Source organism: Sporosarcina newyorkensis (assembly GCF_900167515.1).
Taxonomy (GTDB): Bacteria; Bacillota; Bacilli; order Bacillales_A; family Planococcaceae; genus Sporosarcina; species Sporosarcina newyorkensis.
The window spans coordinates 45,910-62,611 of record NZ_FUYJ01000002.1 but is presented as its reverse complement, the minus strand read 5'-3'; the positions used below and the strand labels follow the sequence as shown (position 1 = coordinate 62,611).

Below are 16,702 nucleotides of genomic sequence, written 5' to 3'. Positions count from 1 at the left end.
ATCGTAAATCAGTGGGGGTAAAAAGAATAATGGGTTTTGCAAATTATACCGCTAATTGAAAAATAACCGACCTGATGTGGAAAATAGCCTCCTGATCAATAAATCAGAAGGCTATTTTTGTTATTTTCCCTGCTTTACAGCTACTAATTCTGTATAGATCTTACCTTTATTGTCTGTACTCTTAATAATTCCTACTCCCTTGGCCAAATACTCCCTTGCCCCGTTTGGAAAGCGTAGGATGACAACATTTTTGAAAGTACCAGCCTTTACTTTAATGGTTTTAGTCGTACTCTCTATAAGCACCTTATAACTGGACTCCATACCGTAAATAGTGACATAACTTCCCTGTTTTATAGGGAGTGGAGTTTCCACGAAAGTAAAATCAGACTCAGAGACACCCATCCGGAAATATCCATCTCTCTCGGAATACGCATACTTCGGGTAGTCATAAGAGGAGTAGCTATCGCTGCTATATAAATATGCTGAGCTGCCCTCTCTCTTTACTTTGAAAGTCTCTTTTCCATCACCTTCCATGAATGGAGGTGAATATGTTAGGATCAGGCCGTTCACAGGCATTAGCCCGCCGCTCACGGTTGTTGGAGCAGGAACAGCATTTGGGTTCTTCTTAGAAAGCGCAGAGGTATATACATACCCCTTGCTTTTCCCTGCCTGAATATATGACCAGCCCTTTGAAGAAGAGAGGACCGTCACTTTTGACTTATTTTTTACCGTACCCAGCCTATTGGCATGCTGGTCCGGTTTTACACGCAGAATAATGTCATTTTTGGCATTCACGTACATCTCTGTACCTTTTGCAGCATCGGCGTCTTGTGGTGCAAGTATATAGATGCTACCGATCAATAGGAACATTATTACTGATTTCAATATCAATTTACTCATTTACTTCACTCCTTTTCTAGTTACTTTTGATCATATCATAGAATGGAATGAGCTGATAGTTTTATTAAAATCAACCATGAGGATACATAAAAAGCTATCTTCATGTTCGAATGAAAGGTCTATAGATATTTAGGTTTTTGTGTGAGGTAAAGTAAATATAAGTATTAAAATATTATCGCTACAATATAAAAATAATATTGCGTGGAACTTAAAATAAGTTACCGGGACACCAAATAATTATTTGACTTTAGATAAATGCAATTAACCATCCGATTCCTTGATCAGTAGATTTCTTTTTTGTCTCTTACTCCGTTATTAGATCAAGAGTTTCTTTTACGTTCAGAATATAAATACCGGGAAGGAGCATTCTCAGAATAGAAAAAGATCCTACAGAGATTTCTATCTACAGGAACTTATTTCTTCAGATACTAGACTGACTTATCGTCAGAATAGTGCGTGAATTGCGCGTCACACAGGGACCTTCAATTAATGTACAAAGAAAATTCCGCCTCTATTTAGACCTTGAAATTGAAATAAGCCTTCTCTATTATACATTCCCATAGCTTCTGCCTTTCCGTTACAATAGATGTAAATCTGAAGCAAACTAGGAGGGATCTTCGTGAACATGAATAAGTTACGTAACTGTTGCAAAGAATGGCTACATTACCTGGGGCGCTTCCTGCGACTCTACTTCCAATCGACACAAGCGGTCAGGATGGAAAACATCGCTCTCAGAAGCCAGCTGGCATTATACATTCAACGATACGAGAAAGAAAAACTACCAAATCCCACGTCGACGCCAGCATTTCGACAGCTCTGGGTGTTCCTCTCCAAACATCTAAGGAATTGGAAAGAGGTACTGCTGATCGTCCAGCCCGAGACTGTCATTCGTTGGCATCGGACAGCTTTCAAGTTCCATTGGCAGCGAATATCGAAGAAAATAGGTCGACCCAATTTATCATCTGCAACCATCCAATTAATCAAACGCATACATAAGGAAAATCCCTTGTTATCACCCGAGAAAATTCATTAAAGGTTGCTAACTTTAGGGATTGAAAAGTCGCCTGCACCGAATACAATCGCCAAATATCTGCCTACCACCAGAAAGCCACCTTCGCAAAAACAGGTGCAATCCTGGAAGTTGTTCCTGAGTAACCATCATCACGATCTGTGGGCTACTGATTTCTTTACCATCCCTACAATAAAGTTCCGAGTGCTGTACGGCTTGGTCGTTATCCACCACCAGAGCCGTGAAATCGTATACTTCGCCGTTACCACAAACCCAACAGCCGAATGGACTATCCAGCAATTTCGGAATGCAACGCCTTTTGGGAAAGCACCCAAATATTTAGTACATGACAACGACCCAATTTTCTGTTCCAAAGCCTTCCAATCATTTTTGCAATCATCAGGAATTTCTTCGAAGAAGACCGCCTATCGCTCGCCATGGCAGAATCCCTATGCAGAAAGAGTTATTGGAACGGTGAAGAGAGAACTGTTGGACCACATCATTCCACTGAATGAACGGCATTTGCATTCCCTACTTCGTGAATACGTAGTTTATTACAACACCGATCGTACTCATCAAGGAATCAACGGCAAGACGCCAATACCTTCACCTGTTTACCTTCCTACTTTGGCGGAAGACACAAAATTAGAGGCGACTCCCGTGTTGAATGGCCTCTATCATACATACAAGAAGGCAGCATAGCCTACTATCCACTCGCCAAAATATTTTTAAAAACCTTTAAGATAGGCTTATTTGGCATGCCTTTCTTTTTTACGTTCACTTTTTTGGAATATAGAATGGAGGAAGTGAAGCCCAGTTTCTGATTGATAACATCAAAAAAGAAAAACCAACCGAAGTAATTCTAATGATTTCTCTCCGAATGGACTTTTTGAAGGTGACAACCGACTTACCTTTCTACTTCGGCAGTAGATACAATTATGTAAGCCACCCTGGCGACAGGCTCCTCCATTTTTGCAAATCAATCAATTTTTTGTGTGGTTACTGAATAACTCGATGAGGAAATACATTCGAACAACAGTGCCGAGAAGGAGCATTCTCGGAATAGAAAAAGACCCTGCAGAGATTGCTCTCCACAGGATCATATTTCTTCAGTTACTAGATTATCATATTGTCGTTAGAATTGTTTCTGATTCATGTGAAAACCTGGCACCTGAACTTACAGTATATATTAATTACTTTGCAGTAACTTTAACACCTGCTGTAGGTAATTTAACGTTACCTTTTGCAGTTACTAATCCTTCAATAGCAGTGATTGTAGAATCAGTTTTAATGTCTTCGTTAGCAAGTTTAGCAACTACTGTTTTCGAATTTACAGTAACATCTGCTTTAGCAACTGTAGCTGTTTTATCAGCAGTTTTAATTACTAAGTTTTCAGCAGGAAGAGTTACTGCTTCAGAGAAAGTGAATGTAAGTGTTGCGTTTGAAGCTTCAACTGCATCTACTTTAGCTTTTCCACCTGTTAAGTTTGTTGAAGTTGCTTTTTCTGCTTTAGCTCCTGCAGTAGCCTTAATCGCAGCTTTTGCAGTGGCATCTTTATCAATTGATTCTTGAATTTCAGTAGCTGTCAAAGTATTTTTAACAGCTGCCCCATCAGTCCATGTAGAACCAATTGTTACAGTTAGAGTATTTTCAGCAAACTCAACTTTATTTGGTTGGTTTGTTCCATCTACTGCTTCTACACTTTCCTCGATTACAACTTTCAGGTCATTGCCTGCAGTACCAGCTGTTACTGCTTCAAAGTCAATTCCGCCTACTGTAGCTTTTGCAGCTACTGCTTCTGCGCCATCTACTTTGTCTACCTTAGCTGTGTATTCAGCTGATTGAAGTACAGCATTTGTTGTTTCTGGATTCACATTAGAATCTACAGAGCCAGCATTTGAACCTTCTACTGAACCAACTGTAGAACCTGCTGCACCAGTTACAGAAACTGCACCAGAACCGTTAGCTTGTAGAGTAGTTATTGCAGTTGTTGCATTTTCTAATGCGATTGTAGCAGCACCTGCTGTAGTAACAGTGCCAAGCTTACCGCTTAATTTAGCATTTGCACCGGCACCTAATGCTACAGTTGGAGCAGTTGCACCTTCAGCAATAGCTAAACGACCACCGTTAGTATCGTTAAACGCAATGCTTGTTGCTCCTGCACCTTTAGCAAATACGAAACTGCTGTTAGAAATGTCAGTGATTGTGACAGTTCCAGTAGTTGTACCGCTGTAGTTTACGTGTGAATTAGGAGCATTTACAGTTAGATTATGAGCACCGAAATTACCTTTAATGTTGAAAGTAAGTTCTTTAGTTGCCTCAGTAATAGAAATATCGCCTGTAGCATTAGTTAAGTCTACATTGATTGTTTCTTTGTTACCAGCAGCAGTAATCAATTTTTGAATGTCAGCATCAGTTTTGATTTCTGCTGGAGCATTCAAGATTGTGAATGTGATAACTCCATCGCTACCTTTGAAGTAGTGAACGTTTGAGTTCGGGTTATCAGTAAGATACTTCTCGAATTGAGCTGCATTTAAGTTTAGAGTCGTACCATTTACTGCTGATTCATATTTTACTTTATCAGCATCAAATTCTGCTTTGTAGTTAAGTTCTTCTTTACCTAGGAACTTGATCTTCTTGTCAGATACGTTAATTGATCCAACCAATCCTGTATATGAAGTTCCAAGATCAGAATTAGCTTGGAAAGAAGCTTTAGCTACTTTACTTTCAGCAAGACGAATTACTTTGTCCTGGCTATCAGTTACATCACCATAAGCAGTTACATCTACGTTAGCAGTCTTGCCATTAGAACCAACATAAAGTTCAACTTGCTTTGCGCCTGCAGTTGTATTCACTGTGAAAGTTTCTCCACGGCGTGTAGAAATTGTAGTAGCCTTGCTTAAATCTCCAACTTGACTAGCGTCTGTCCAAACGTATACATCATTTGTGCCTTGGTTTGTTACCTGGTAAGTTGCTTTGAACGATTTTACTGAACCTGCAAACGCTTCTCCACTTTGGTTAGCTACATTCAAACGGAACTCAGCTACATCAGTGTCTTTAAGAGGATTTGTACTAGAAACTTTCAAACCATTAGCTTTATTATAAACAGCTAACTTGCTTTCTTGGATCTTCTCTTCCACAAAGTAAGTCATGCCAGCTTTCTGAGTAGGCTCACCTTGTTCGAGGTTGCCGTCTTTGTTGCTACTAGAATTGATATCGATCCATACAACTGGAGTTGCATAGTCTTTATTATTCGCTGTAGCAGTAGCAATTTTAAATTCTGCTTCACCTTTACCATCTAATTGAATGCTGACTTGTTGGCTGCCATTTGCAGTTGTTGTACCTTTTAGGTCGTCATTGTCAATGATGAATTGTGCTTTTGTATTTGTAGAGATAACTCTGTCTAGTACTTCGTCAAATGCAACGTTAACAACTTCACCTGCTGCAGCTTTTCCGTTTTCATCTTTTACTGCGACTTTATATTTACGACCGTTATTTAAGCCTGTTGCAGCTTCTTCGCTTCCATCACGAGTAACTTCAATTGCATATTTTTCGTGAACTGCAGCGAATGTAAGCTCTTTTCCAGCTACTTGAAGTTCAGTACGATCTAGTTTGCTATCGATTTTGTTATTGCTGTATCCTGAACCGTCAGCGAAAACAACTGGAGTTGCTTTTGTGTTAGTTCCTGACACTGTGAATGTCGCTTCACCTTTTGAGTCAGTAGTAACTGTTACTGCAGATACATCGCCATTAGTAGTTTGGTGAGCTTTTTTACCATTGATAGTTGCATCAGTTAATTTGTTAACTGCTACATCAACGTTTTCTTTAAAAGTAACATTTAGTGTTTCATTAGCGACAGGCTTGCCTGTCTTAGGATCTTTATAAGTTACTTTGTATACTTTGTTTTCTCCATTATTTAAAGAAGTGCCTTTTTTGTCATCTTCTTCAAGTGTTAAGATGGAGTCTACTCCCCAGTTTACAGTAGCGTAGTCACGTACTGTTGGAGCACCCGTAGGGTAAACTACAACTTCGTCTTGACCAGCTGCATACTGTGTATAAGAGAATGTAGCAAGTCCTTCTGCATTTGTAGTAGTTTCAAATACTTGGTCTTTGTTAAGAGTTGTTTGTGTTTGTGCTTTTACGTTGAAAGTTACAGGTACTCCTGCTTCTTTAACACCAACATCAGCCGTCAAGATTACTTGCTGTCCAACTTTTCCTTGAACATTGTCAGTAGTCATTGATACTTTTGTTGGTACTACAGCTGACATTCCTGTGAATGTTCCAATAGCTTTTCCATCCAAATTAACTGTGTACTTTTCTCCACCCTTTTGAGCAGCAGTTGTCAATACAACTGTTTTGTCGTCTGATTGCTTAACAGCAGCGTTAGATACCGTCAAGCCATCGATCGTGAAGTTTAGAGAGTTGATGTTATCAACTTTGTCTTTCATTGTCACTTCAACCGTAGTAGCGTTAACCGCCTTAACTGAAGCAACTCCTGGTGCTACTACTCCACCTTCAACATCAGAGAAGTCTGCGTTGATAGTTTTGTGTAGGAATGTAGCAAAGTGACCACGAGTAGTTGTAGCTTTAGGGTTGAACTCAGGTGCAGCTGGGTTTGTGATGTCGAAGAAGTCCAATACGTCGATTGCTGGACGTGCTTCTGCTTTTGCTTTACCTAGGTCAGTAACGTCTTTTTTGAAATCTTGGTCTGCAACATATGAAGCAAGATCGATGTCATGTACGCGGTCGAATGCGCGAACAAGAACGATTGCCATGTTTTCACGAGTGATGTCGCCAGTTGGATCTAGTTTGCCATCTGGAGTTCCTACGAACACACCGTTATCGTAAACTACTGCAGCCATTTCAAGCAATTCTTTGTTTGAAGTAGACTTTAGGTCTGCGAAACGTGGTTTTGATTGAGCGTCAGCTGGCACTTTATAGCCTTCTGATACAAGCCATTTACCCATCAATTTAACTACGTCAGAACGAGTCAATGTTTTGTTCGGTTTGAATGTACCGTCTTCGTACCCTTTGATTACACCTGCTTCAGATAGTGCGTTGATTGCTTCTTCGTGCGTGTTGCCTTTTGTGTCAGAAAAATCTGCCGCGAATGCAACTGGTGCTACTGCTGATGCTACTAGAGCAGCTGAAGCAGCCCCTACTACAAACTTGCGATATTTCGTTGGTTGGTTAGCCATTGAATAATTTCCTCCTCTTAGGTATCTCTGTTTTTGCCGGTTTACTACCTATGTATGAAAGTAGTAGGCATTACACAGTAAAGTATAGATAAGAACGGTCGAGATGTCAATTGAAATTTAGAAAGTTTGCTAGATTACTAACAAACATCGACAATTCTTTTTCGCCGCAACTTCTATTCTACCGAAATTTCTAGAAGATGCAAGTATTTGCCAAGACTTTTTTAAAATAGGGTCATTTGGCTACTCTTGGAAAAACGACATACAAAAAGGCTTGAACAGATGGGAACTGTTCAAGCCTTTTTGTTTGCGGTCAACCAACCGTTACGCTTCGCGTGGCATTGTGCTATATGCTAAGAGAAAATTATCCTTACACTTCCGTATTCTATCATTAAGTTTACTAGATTACAAGATGTGTTTGATAGTTTGTGTTTTAATATTGAAATAAAATTTCTTTCCGTCATTTCAAATCGCAATCATTCATCTACGACTCACTTTTTCCTATATACCTCAACCAAAAACTTTGGTAGATTCATTTGCCGTTTGATTCGGCTTGGTTCAAGCAGTAAACGATACAACCATTCCGCTCCTACTTTTTGGAATGCAACAGGAGCGCGTTTAATGTTACCAGCTAAGACGTCGAATGAGCCGCCTACTCCCTGGTAGAGAATCGGGTGTAGCTGGTTTCGGTGTTGTTCAATCCATTGTTCTTGTTTTGGTGAGCCCATGGCGACGAATAGTATATCGGGTTGGGCTTTGTTTATCGTGTCGAGTACTACTTGCGTATCTTTTTCATAGCCGTGCTGGACGCCTGCGATTTGAATGTCAGGATGAAGTTCTTGTAATCTCTTAGCGGCAGCGTCCGCTACTCCGGGTTTGGCGCCGTATAGGAAGATTCGCTTTCCTCTTTTGGCTGCTTCTTGTACAATGCGGTCCATCATGTCGATGCCGGTGACGCGTGAGCGAATCTGGCCTTTTTTCAGCTTGGAAGCGAGGATGACGCCGATGCCATCCGGGATTTGGAATTCCGCCCGGTTTAGCAGTGCTTTTAGTTCGGCGTCTTCTTTCGCTTTCATGAGCTTTTCAGGGTTGATCGCAACGACGAGTGATTTTTTTCCTTCATCTATATTCGCGAAAACCTTCGGAATCAGTTCATCATAGTTTTCGGTGTTGACGTTAACGCCTAGTATTTCTTCTTTCATGAGTAAAGCTGTCCCTCTTTTTTGCCGTCTCCTAGTTTGAAGAAGCGGTATTCTGCTTGCTCCCATCTATCAGGATTAAGGGCATTTTTTGTATCGAGCATAATCGGTCTCGGTTGTTTTGTTTTCAGACTCGCTGGGTCAAGCTGTTTGAATTCATCATGATCGGTAGTTAATAGAAGAAGATCGGCGTCTTGGATTGCCTCTTCTATTGTTTCAGTTTGCGTCGGGTGTTGCAGTTCCTTGATGTGTGGATCAAAGGAATTGACTTCCATGCCCAGTCCTTGCAGTGCTTCGATGACTTTTGTGGCCGGGCTTTCGCGCATGTCGTCGACGTTTCCTTTGAAAGCTAGTCCGAGAACCGCCACTTTGCCGTTTTCGATACCGAATTGCGAGAGTAGTTTCTGCGCTCTATGTGCCGTATACAGCGGCATACCATCATTTGTCAGACGTGCTTTTTTAATGATATCCGCTTTGTCCGGTGCCAGTTCAACTAGGAACCATGGATCAACTGCGATACAGTGACCGCCTACGCCTGGTCCTGGTGTATGGATATTTACGCGTGGATGGAAGTTCGCGAACTTGATTGCTTCCCAAATGTCCACGTCGATGCCTTCCGCGATTTTCGCAAGTTCATTAGCAAATGCGATATTAACGTCACGATACGTGTTTTCCATTACTTTGACGAGTTCTGCTGTTGTAGCATCCGTAAGATGAATCGTCCCTTGTACGAAAGCTTGATATAGTTCTTTCGTCAATTCTGCTGATTTCGGATTGATGCCGCCTACGATGCGGTCGTTGTTGACAAGTTCTTCGAAGATCTTGCCTGGGATAACGCGTTCTGGTGAATGAGATACGAATAGTTCTTCGCCCAAGATCAGACCTGTCTTGCGCAGTTCTGGCAGCATGACATTTTCGACTGTTTTTGGCGGGACAGTGGATTCTAAAATCACAAGTGCACCTTTTTTGACGTATGGTACGATGGATGCTGTCGCCTGGCGAATGAATTCCAAGTTAGCCGTGTTGTCCGGGTTGATTGGTGACGGGACGGCTATGATGTAGACGTCTGCTTCTACTGGTGTAGTCGAAGCTGTGAAGTGTCCTTCGTCGACTGCTTGTTCCAAACGTTGTTGCAGGCCATTTTCTTCTATATGTAGTTGTTTGTTGTTGATCAGTTTAACCGCGTGTTCGTTTTTGTCGACGCCGTGTACTTGGAGGCCGCTGTTCGCGAACATGACAGCGGTTGGCAAGCCAATGTAGCCGAGGCCTACCACGCATAGTTTCTTTTGCATAATATTTTCTACCTTCGCTTTCCGTGGGATAGTCTCCGGGATCGCGCTATTGACAGGACACTTTCTGCGGCGTCTCACCTGTTGTGCTGCCCTCGCAACCCGTCTTCTGCTTCGATCCTAGAAATGTACAGTACCTTTACTGTCTATAATTGTTTAGTAATTAAAAGTTAAGAGACAAACATATATTCATTAATATATTCTCATCTACACAGTATACCAAGTTATTGACTTACCGACCAATTTTATTTCTTTTTGGTGGTCTGTACTTTGAATGTTGTATAGGTTCCTTGTTTTACAGTTCGTCCACTCGTACTTTTTGTTCCTGGGTGAACGATGAGCATGTATTCTGCGCCAAGCTGCATTGGTTTGGCGGGTTGTATGGTCATAGTTTTGTTGTTAGTTTGTTTTTTCGTTGTAGGTATAGAGACGCTTCCGAATTTGATAAGTTCCATTTTGTCGTATGATTTTGCCGGTCCGAAGTTCATCGGTTGGGTGAACTCTACGTTGAAAGTTTTTTGTTGCGGTACGTCGGTCGGCCCTTTGGCGTGTTTATAGTTTTTACTCGCTAGATCGCTTGTGATCAGACGTTTGTGGAGGCCGGTCAGTTCTGTGCCTGGTGTCATGTTGATGGTTGGTTGGACGCCTTTATGCTGGACAGGTGTTCCTTTTGGTCCAGTGTAGTGCCCGGTCGTCAGTTTCAGTGCGCCGCCGTTGGCTAGTTCGAATAGGGACTGTACGCTGCCTTTGCCTTTCGTGTTCTCCCCTACTACTACTGCTGCTTCTTGGTCTTTGACGCTTACTGCGACGATTTCAGACGCGGAAGCTGAGTAGCGGTTGACGAGTACGTAGGTGTTGGCCGGAAATTGATTTTTCGCAGGAATCGCTTTTGCGGATTCTGTACCCATGCGTGTTTTTAGTTTATAGGCTTCTTTCGCTTTCGGGAAAAAGCCGAGAAGTTGTTCAGCGCTTTCGACGTAGCCGCCACCATTAAAGCGTAAGTCTAGAATCAGTTTTTCAGCGCCTTGGTTTTTAAGACGTGTCCAGTGGGTATTAACGTCTTCTAGTAGGTGCGATGAAAAAGTCTTAATTTTCAAATACCCGACATTTCCGTACATCATATGTGATTGGACATTGGTTTTATTCGTCACAGGTGCAGAGGTTGCCGCTACTTGTGTCGTTGTACCTGCGCTTGCGTATTGATTCAGGTAGTCTTTGTATTCCGCTGGTGTCAGATAGACGGAGTATTCGTCGAGTTGATTAATAATTTCATTGACGTTTTTGGCTTTCTGTATGTTGTTTGGTTTCTCGCCGTAGTAGTAAAGTTCAACGATCTCTTTGACTTCGTCCAGTGTGGCAGCTTGAGACACAGGCGCTAGGCATAGCCATGCAATAATGGTGGCTGCGGCGATGACTGTTTGTTTCATTGCGGTTCCTCCTTTTATTGGTCGGGTTTCTTATGTATCTACTCACTATACCCTACATGACTGCGATTAAGCAGAGTAGATTGATTTATTTTTTCGAGTATAGGTTGACCCAGTAGATTTTACCCTGTTTGTCGGTGGCTGTTCCGGCTCCCATGTGAGTAAATGTTGGGCTAAGGAGGTTTTCTTTATGTCCGGGCGATGCAAGCCAGGCATCGGTTACTCCTTTGGCGCTAATGTAGCCAGCTGCTATATTTTCTCCGTAGGCTTTCCATTTATAGTTGAATTTCTCCAGCATTTCGGGCACTGTGCCATAGGTTGGAGAGGTATGTGTAAGTTCACCGTGTTTTGCCATGTCTTCAGCTTTGGCAGCGGCAATTTTATTGAGTGCCGGGTCTGCCTGAAGGCTTGGGACTTTGGCGGCTTTACGTTCGGCGTTAACATTGATGATTGTTTGGGCCGCTAATGATGGTTGATTGACGGGTGGTTCTGGTTTAGGCGGCTCGGGTTTTGGTTGTTCCGGTTTTGGCGGTGCTGGTTTGTCCGGCTGCTGTTGTTTATCGATGTACATTTTCTTTTGTTTATCATAGGTGATCAGACCTTTAGTGCGTTTGTTGTCGAATTCGATCGTGCGGTATAGAAATGCAGCCATCTGTGCTCGAGTGACGGGTTCATTCGGCTTGAATTCGGCGCCGGGACGCGTTATTGTGATATTGAGTTCTGCGATCGTGATGATGTAGGTATACGAGCCATTAGACTTCGTGACGTCGGCAAAACGGATGAAGTCGTTGTCGTCGGTGATGATGTTGTAACCGAGAACGAGCAGTTTTGCCATTTGACCACGTGTCAGCGGTGCATTCGGATTGAATTTTGATTGATTGGCGAATAGACCTCTTTCGGTAAGTGCACGAATGTGGTCGTACGATCCGTGTGTCGGTTGGACATCGGTAAAATTCAGTTTGTAGGCGTTGCTCGGCTTCGCTTTGATGGCGAGTGCGATCATTTTTGCGGCCTGCGCGCGCGTGACAGGCTGGTTGAGACGGTATGTGTTATCCGGATAGCCGTTGATGATTTGATTGGCAGCCATGTAAGTGATGGCTTCATTAGCGTAATGGTCTGCCGGGACGTCTTTGAATGTTGCAGCTTCGGCGATCGGCGCACAGGTTGCGGCGAGGGCTGTGGCAGCTATAGTAATGGCAGTGGTGCCGATGAATAGTTTGTTGTTATGTTGGGGTTGTTTGTTTGTTAGTTTCATAGATTTGACCTCCTTTTGTATGAGTATACTGGATTGTGGGGTGGGTTTGGTAGGGAATTTGGTGCGATTTATATTGTTCTTGCGTTTTGCGAGGATGTTATGAGCGTGCAGACAGGGCTTATGAGCGCGAAGTGAGGTTATATGAGCGCAGAATGGTGTTGTGTGAGCGCGCGAATGAGGGGTATGAGCGCAGACCGAGGTTTATGAGCGTTTGAAGCAAATTTATGATCGAGGTTCGAAGAAGCGCATGAAGAATCATGCGCTTGCTAGAATGATAAGTTTGTAGGCATGGCGAGAAGTTGAGGAGATAGTTGGTAAATGGAGGTTTTGTTTTTTCCACTCAGTTCTGTGTATGGATTGGCTAACAATCGCTTTGCTATGTGCCGTGAATGAATTCCGCTGAATTGTCTAAACTGACGGTTCGTGAGTTGTGCCCCTTTTATGTAGTACCATTCTTGCAATGTGTTTAGATGAGAGACTGCATCTTGATAGCCACATGCTTGGCACCGCCATATCCTCAGCCGCCATTTCATGGTGAGGCGATTACAAACATGACAAGTGACGCCCACTTCAAGCTCTTCTAAGGAAAGTTTATATTTTTGGATGAGTGGGTGGGGTTCAAATACCCGGTGAGCGTGGGTCAGTTCATATGCCAGCCGCTGAACTTGCTTTTCATTCAAAATTGGGGTGTTCATTTCCAGTGCTCGAAGTTTATTTGGCATCTCATAAGAAAATGCAATGCGGTGGGCGGCCATGTTTTCGATAATAAGTTCGTTATTGTACGCGAATACTAAAAAATCTGTAAGGGGTACGTCGATTTGTCGCTGTTTCAGCCAGTTGCCTAGGAAGTATTTTTTCCGTTCCAATTCTTCAATCGGGCTTCTTAGCACAGTACGCTCCCCAGTCGCTGTCTCTCGTATAAATTATGTAGGGTTTTGCTTAATCTGCAGTTTGCCTGCAATGTTCTTGATTTCAAATAGAACGATCACGCTTGGTGTAATGAGTAATGAATCAATTTGGAAATAGACTTGATCTTGTTTTAAATACAAGTCGTGCAAAACAGCATGTGGATAGCTCGGCGCAAACTCCCTTAGTTGATAGTCAAACTCCCTTTCTCCGCCGAATCCTGCTTTGCGGTTGTAAAGGTCTGTGCGTATTTTTTCGTATTTTTGATGGGTAGGCGGAAGTCGTTTCAACAGTGCATGTTGGGCGATGATCAGTTTAGGTGTGGTACGTGTTTTATAAATCAGATACATTCCCTCCTGTTTAAGTGTTGTAACGCTTATTATAGCAAGAATTCTAGACGATGGAACATTCTGGATGTAATCCAATTTTGATGCTGAAATTGGAGATGAAATTCAATTTTCAAGATCTATTGTTGGGAGGAAATGATTTTCGCCATCTAGAATGTCGTTGAAGTATGAAGTTTCGCTAAAAATGTGTATTTGGACCTACTTGGCGTGAGCGAAGTGGGAGGGGGCTATGAGCGGTTAGGGAGTGTTTATGAGCGCGAGAAGATGAAGTATGAGCGCGGACACGGGACTTATGAGCGGCCACGGAATTTTATGAGCGCGACTTAAGGTTTATGAGCGCTTGAAGAGGTTTTATGAGCGCGGGGTACCCTGCTCTCCCCTTGCCAGGTATAAGTGCAGGGCAGGAAGGCTATGAGCGGCTAGAGAGTGTTTATGAGCGTGGGAAGATGAAGTATGAGCGCACACAGGGGTTTTATGAGCGCGGAAGAGAGATTTATGAGCGCCAACAGGATTTTACGAGCGTGCTCACCCGCCAGCCAAACAAAAAAACTGCCACAAGGGCAGTTTTTTAATGTTTAATCAAATAACGCGCGTAGGTCTTCCAGTGAGTACCTTTCCACTTGTCCCATTCCGGTAAATAGAGCGGAAGTGGATGGAAAACAGTATAGTTATCTAGGTTGCTATCTAAGTTATCATTCTTTAATGCGACCATACCAGGTTCCGTACCGCTTGTTAGAATCGCGCGGTCGAGCCAAGTGAATGGTGTTTCGACGATAGTTTGTACTGCTCGACCGTTGTTGTCGAGTGTCCAGACTTTGGCTGTGTCGTTGTGTTTATTCGACAACCAATTCGTTTTGATGCTCGTTGCTTGGTTCGCTTCGTTTGTTTGGATGAACGTGTTGACATTGGTGCCGAATGGCAGTTCCAGTTGTTCATCATATGGCGCGATGCGTACTTCATAATAGGCCAACGGATTGTCTTTTTGGGTGTTACCTAGTGCTTTGTATGCTTTTAGCCATTTGTCATCTTGTGCAGGCACTTTTGATACAGAAACGACGGTGCCGCTTAGAGTGGAGATGTCCGCCGGATAGTCCGGTTGGATACGCTCACGAATTTCCGCAAGCTTTTTCTCGTCTTTTGTCTGCCCAGGTTTGCCTTCTGGTGTTTCTTCAACATCGCCATCCGGTTGAAGGTCTTCGTCTTCATTGTTGTCCGTCGTGCCGTCTGGGTTGTCGACAGGCTCGTCCGGATTTTCGATTGGATCATCTAATTCGTTTTGTTCCGTACCGTTTAAGTCATCGAATGAATTGCCGTCGACTTCGTGATCCAGGTCGTCGTATTGATCTTCATCAATGTAGACATCTTCGGTTGGCGGCACGCCGTCAGAAGATGTTGCTGCCACTTTGCCTCCCCCGATGCTGCCAACTCCGCCTTCATCGGGAGTTTGCTCAGGATCTTCGGTAGGGGCTTGGTATGGTTCTTGATTTGGATCCTCATTCGAATTTTCATCCGGATCCACTTTCGGAACGAACGGTGTGCGGATCGCTTCATGCTGGATCGTTACAAAGCTGCCAGGTTCAATGTTTAGCCATTCGTCGTGCAATACATATGTGACGATTGTCTGGTCGGTACTGTAAATATCGATCGATGGCGTTGCGCTGTCGCGGTTGATTTTCACGATATAACCGTTGACAGGACTCGTCATAGCGGCCTCAGTCGGCAATTCAGCAATTTTTGATTCGATTGTTTCGATTTGACGTTGGACTTGAGCAAGGTCACGTTCCGCGTCTGCGATAGCTTGCGCGAAGGTACCTTCACCTATCACCTCGACGTCAACATCGATGTTCACTCGGACTTTCTTATCGTCGTTCGAGTCATAGGCATCGCTGTTGCCTATTGAGCCGCTGCTGTATTTCTGTTCATATTCCAGATCGCTGATGGTCTGACGGATCGTGGAGACTTGGTTTTGCAATGCCGATAATTCGGCGTTCAGTTGGCTGCGTTGCTGATCAATGTGATCGGTCTTCAATGAAGCGAGTTCTGTGCCGAAGTCGACATTCTCCCCTTCCTGAACGAGCCAGGAGTCAATGGTTTGATCTTCTTTCAAGTAAACAGTATGCAAGTCTTTGGGTGCAATGAACCCTTCCTTATCAAGTTCCTTCGTGTAGTCGTCCGCCGCCAGCCGCTCATAGCCGTTGACATAAAATGACTTTGGAATGACACTCTTTTCTGAAAACACAAGGTAGCTGTTCAAAGCGATGAAAGCTGTCATGAGGACCGCCACGATGATATTGCGTAACTTCACCATTTATAGTCCCCCTATCATTAATAGATTAAGCATTTTTTCGACAGGGACAAAGCCGATTGCTGCTGTAAATAACGCAAAGATGATTTGCAATGCGATCAGTAGCCAAATGACGTCTTTGCGGATTTCTTCGCCTTCATAGAAGCGAATGAATCGGTATTGCACCGCTACGATCAGCGCGGAGAAGATCGTCAGTTGATTGACGAAAAAGATAATGTACCAGTTTTCAAGAAACGTCATCGCAAGCGGTCCGAATGAAAGAACGGAGACACTAGCTGTTTTGCCTGCTATTGCGAAGACGAGGAAATTGATCGCTTTCTCGAATAATAGCAAGCCCACCACTACTAGTTGTAGTTTCAGCAATGGTTTGAACTGGATATTCGTCAGTTTACTAAGGATCCATGCGACACCCCAGAAGTGAAATGTCATGTAGATGAGCGACCAAAGAATTGATCCAATTAATGCAGCGTAGCGTCCGATCGTGTAGTCGTCGGCTGTGCCGTTCGCCAAAATATACGTCATCGTTTCCGTGTTCATTCCCCATATGTCGCGCAGGATGAACAGGATGATGCCTAAAATGAATACACCAAATACGCGGCGTTTAAATCCCGTCACCGTTCCTTGACCGAGTTCGCCAGCGAGCCGGTCTGGATATATCAATGAACGCCAATAACCGTAAGTAGAATACATATGTACTTCTCCTTTACTTCCAACTTGTCCAACTTGTTCGTTCAAATAGTATACGATTCTATCTTTACTTACTTTATCAAAAAATGACGAATTTGCAATGAATGTCTTGCTTTAGAGTGAAATTTAATAGAGGCATATAGGTTTTAGTGGTTCTGAACTAGTGAAACATCCAATGAAAGCGGA

At 43.2% G+C, this 16,702-nt stretch carries 12 protein-coding genes; 2 read left to right on the top strand and 10 right to left on the bottom strand.

Features of this window, described 5'->3' with window-relative positions; translation table 11 throughout:
* Nucleotides 1–120 precede the first annotated feature (120 nt).
* On the bottom strand, nt 121–900 hold the full coding sequence (locus tag B5D59_RS04670; RefSeq protein ID WP_078817061.1) for an SH3 domain-containing protein: 780 nt from the start codon (nt 898–900) through the stop codon (nt 121–123).
* 654 nt (nt 901–1,554) lie between these two features.
* On the opposite strand from B5D59_RS04670, the gene B5D59_RS18380 reads away from it, so the two are divergent.
* Nucleotides 1,555–1,896, top strand: coding sequence for a hypothetical protein (locus B5D59_RS18380; RefSeq protein WP_217698585.1), 342 nt, complete (start codon nt 1,555–1,557; stop codon nt 1,894–1,896).
* A gap of 145 nt (nt 1,897–2,041) precedes the next feature.
* Nucleotides 2,042–2,611: an integrase core domain-containing protein gene (locus B5D59_RS18375; RefSeq protein WP_217698584.1), complete on the top strand. Its 570-nt coding sequence runs from the start codon at nt 2,042–2,044 to the stop codon at nt 2,609–2,611.
* Nucleotides 2,612–3,102: 491 nt separating this feature from the next.
* Here B5D59_RS18375 and B5D59_RS04660 read toward each other — a convergent pair whose 3' ends face one another.
* The 9 genes from B5D59_RS04660 to B5D59_RS04615 form a co-directional block, all read right to left on the bottom strand.
* Nucleotides 3,103–7,107, bottom strand: a complete 4,005-nt coding sequence (locus B5D59_RS04660; RefSeq protein WP_078817060.1) for an S-layer homology domain-containing protein — start codon at nt 7,105–7,107, stop codon at nt 3,103–3,105.
* A gap of 488 nt (nt 7,108–7,595) precedes the next feature.
* Nucleotides 7,596–8,306 (bottom strand): WecB/TagA/CpsF family glycosyltransferase, encoded by a 711-nt coding sequence (locus tag B5D59_RS04655; protein WP_078817059.1) that lies wholly within the window; start codon nt 8,304–8,306, stop codon nt 7,596–7,598.
* Nucleotides 8,303–9,595 carry a nucleotide sugar dehydrogenase gene (locus B5D59_RS04650; protein ID WP_078817058.1) on the bottom strand — a complete coding sequence of 431 codons (1,293 nt, stop codon included), beginning with the start codon at nt 9,593–9,595 and terminating at the stop codon, nt 8,303–8,305. The genes B5D59_RS04655 and B5D59_RS04650 overlap by 4 nt, the downstream gene beginning before the upstream one ends.
* A gap of 242 nt (nt 9,596–9,837) precedes the next feature.
* The gene (locus B5D59_RS04645; RefSeq protein ID WP_078817057.1) at nt 9,838–11,019 is read right to left on the bottom strand and encodes a S41 family peptidase; all 1,182 of its coding nucleotides are present in this window, start codon (nt 11,017–11,019) and stop codon (nt 9,838–9,840) included.
* A gap of 85 nt (nt 11,020–11,104) precedes the next feature.
* On the bottom strand, nt 11,105–12,271 hold the full coding sequence (locus B5D59_RS04640) for a CAP and S-layer homology domain-containing protein (protein WP_078817056.1): 1,167 nt from the start codon (nt 12,269–12,271) through the stop codon (nt 11,105–11,107).
* 266 nt (nt 12,272–12,537) lie between these two features.
* Entirely contained in the window at nt 12,538–13,161 is a 624-nt protein-coding gene (locus B5D59_RS04635) for a hypothetical protein (RefSeq protein WP_078817055.1), read from the bottom strand.
* Between the two features lie 33 nt (nt 13,162–13,194).
* Nucleotides 13,195–13,527, bottom strand: a complete 333-nt coding sequence (locus B5D59_RS04630; RefSeq protein WP_078817054.1) for a nuclease-related domain-containing protein — start codon at nt 13,525–13,527, stop codon at nt 13,195–13,197.
* Nucleotides 13,528–14,092: 565 nt separating this feature from the next.
* Nucleotides 14,093–15,832, bottom strand: coding sequence for a hypothetical protein (locus B5D59_RS04620; protein ID WP_078817052.1), 1,740 nt, complete (start codon nt 15,830–15,832; stop codon nt 14,093–14,095).
* Nucleotides 15,833–16,519 (bottom strand): hypothetical protein, encoded by a 687-nt coding sequence (locus tag B5D59_RS04615; RefSeq protein WP_078817051.1) that lies wholly within the window; start codon nt 16,517–16,519, stop codon nt 15,833–15,835.
* Between the last annotated feature and the right edge of the window lie 183 nt (nt 16,520–16,702).

What these genes read in the sequence shown, in the direction of transcription:
- B5D59_RS04670 (WP_078817061.1), bottom strand. Translation starts at nt 900, where the DNA reads ATGAGTAAATTGATATTGAAATCAGTAATAATGTTCCTATTGATCGGT.
- B5D59_RS18380 (WP_217698585.1), top strand. Translation starts at nt 1,555, where the DNA reads ATGGCTACATTACCTGGGGCGCTTCCTGCGACTCTACTTCCAATCGAC.
- B5D59_RS04660 (WP_078817060.1), bottom strand. Translation starts at nt 7,107, where the DNA reads ATGGCTAACCAACCAACGAAATATCGCAAGTTTGTAGTAGGGGCTGCT.
- B5D59_RS04655 (WP_078817059.1), bottom strand. Translation starts at nt 8,306, where the DNA reads ATGAAAGAAGAAATACTAGGCGTTAACGTCAACACCGAAAACTATGAT.
- B5D59_RS04650 (WP_078817058.1), bottom strand. Translation starts at nt 9,595, where the DNA reads ATGCAAAAGAAACTATGCGTGGTAGGCCTCGGCTACATTGGCTTGCCA.
- B5D59_RS04645 (WP_078817057.1), bottom strand. Translation starts at nt 11,019, where the DNA reads ATGAAACAAACAGTCATCGCCGCAGCCACCATTATTGCATGGCTATGC.
- B5D59_RS04640 (WP_078817056.1), bottom strand. Translation starts at nt 12,271, where the DNA reads ATGAAACTAACAAACAAACAACCCCAACATAACAACAAACTATTCATC.
- B5D59_RS04630 (WP_078817054.1), bottom strand. Translation starts at nt 13,527, where the DNA reads ATGTATCTGATTTATAAAACACGTACCACACCTAAACTGATCATCGCC.
- B5D59_RS04620 (WP_078817052.1), bottom strand. Translation starts at nt 15,832, where the DNA reads ATGGTGAAGTTACGCAATATCATCGTGGCGGTCCTCATGACAGCTTTC.
- B5D59_RS04615 (WP_078817051.1), bottom strand. Translation starts at nt 16,519, where the DNA reads ATGTATTCTACTTACGGTTATTGGCGTTCATTGATATATCCAGACCGG.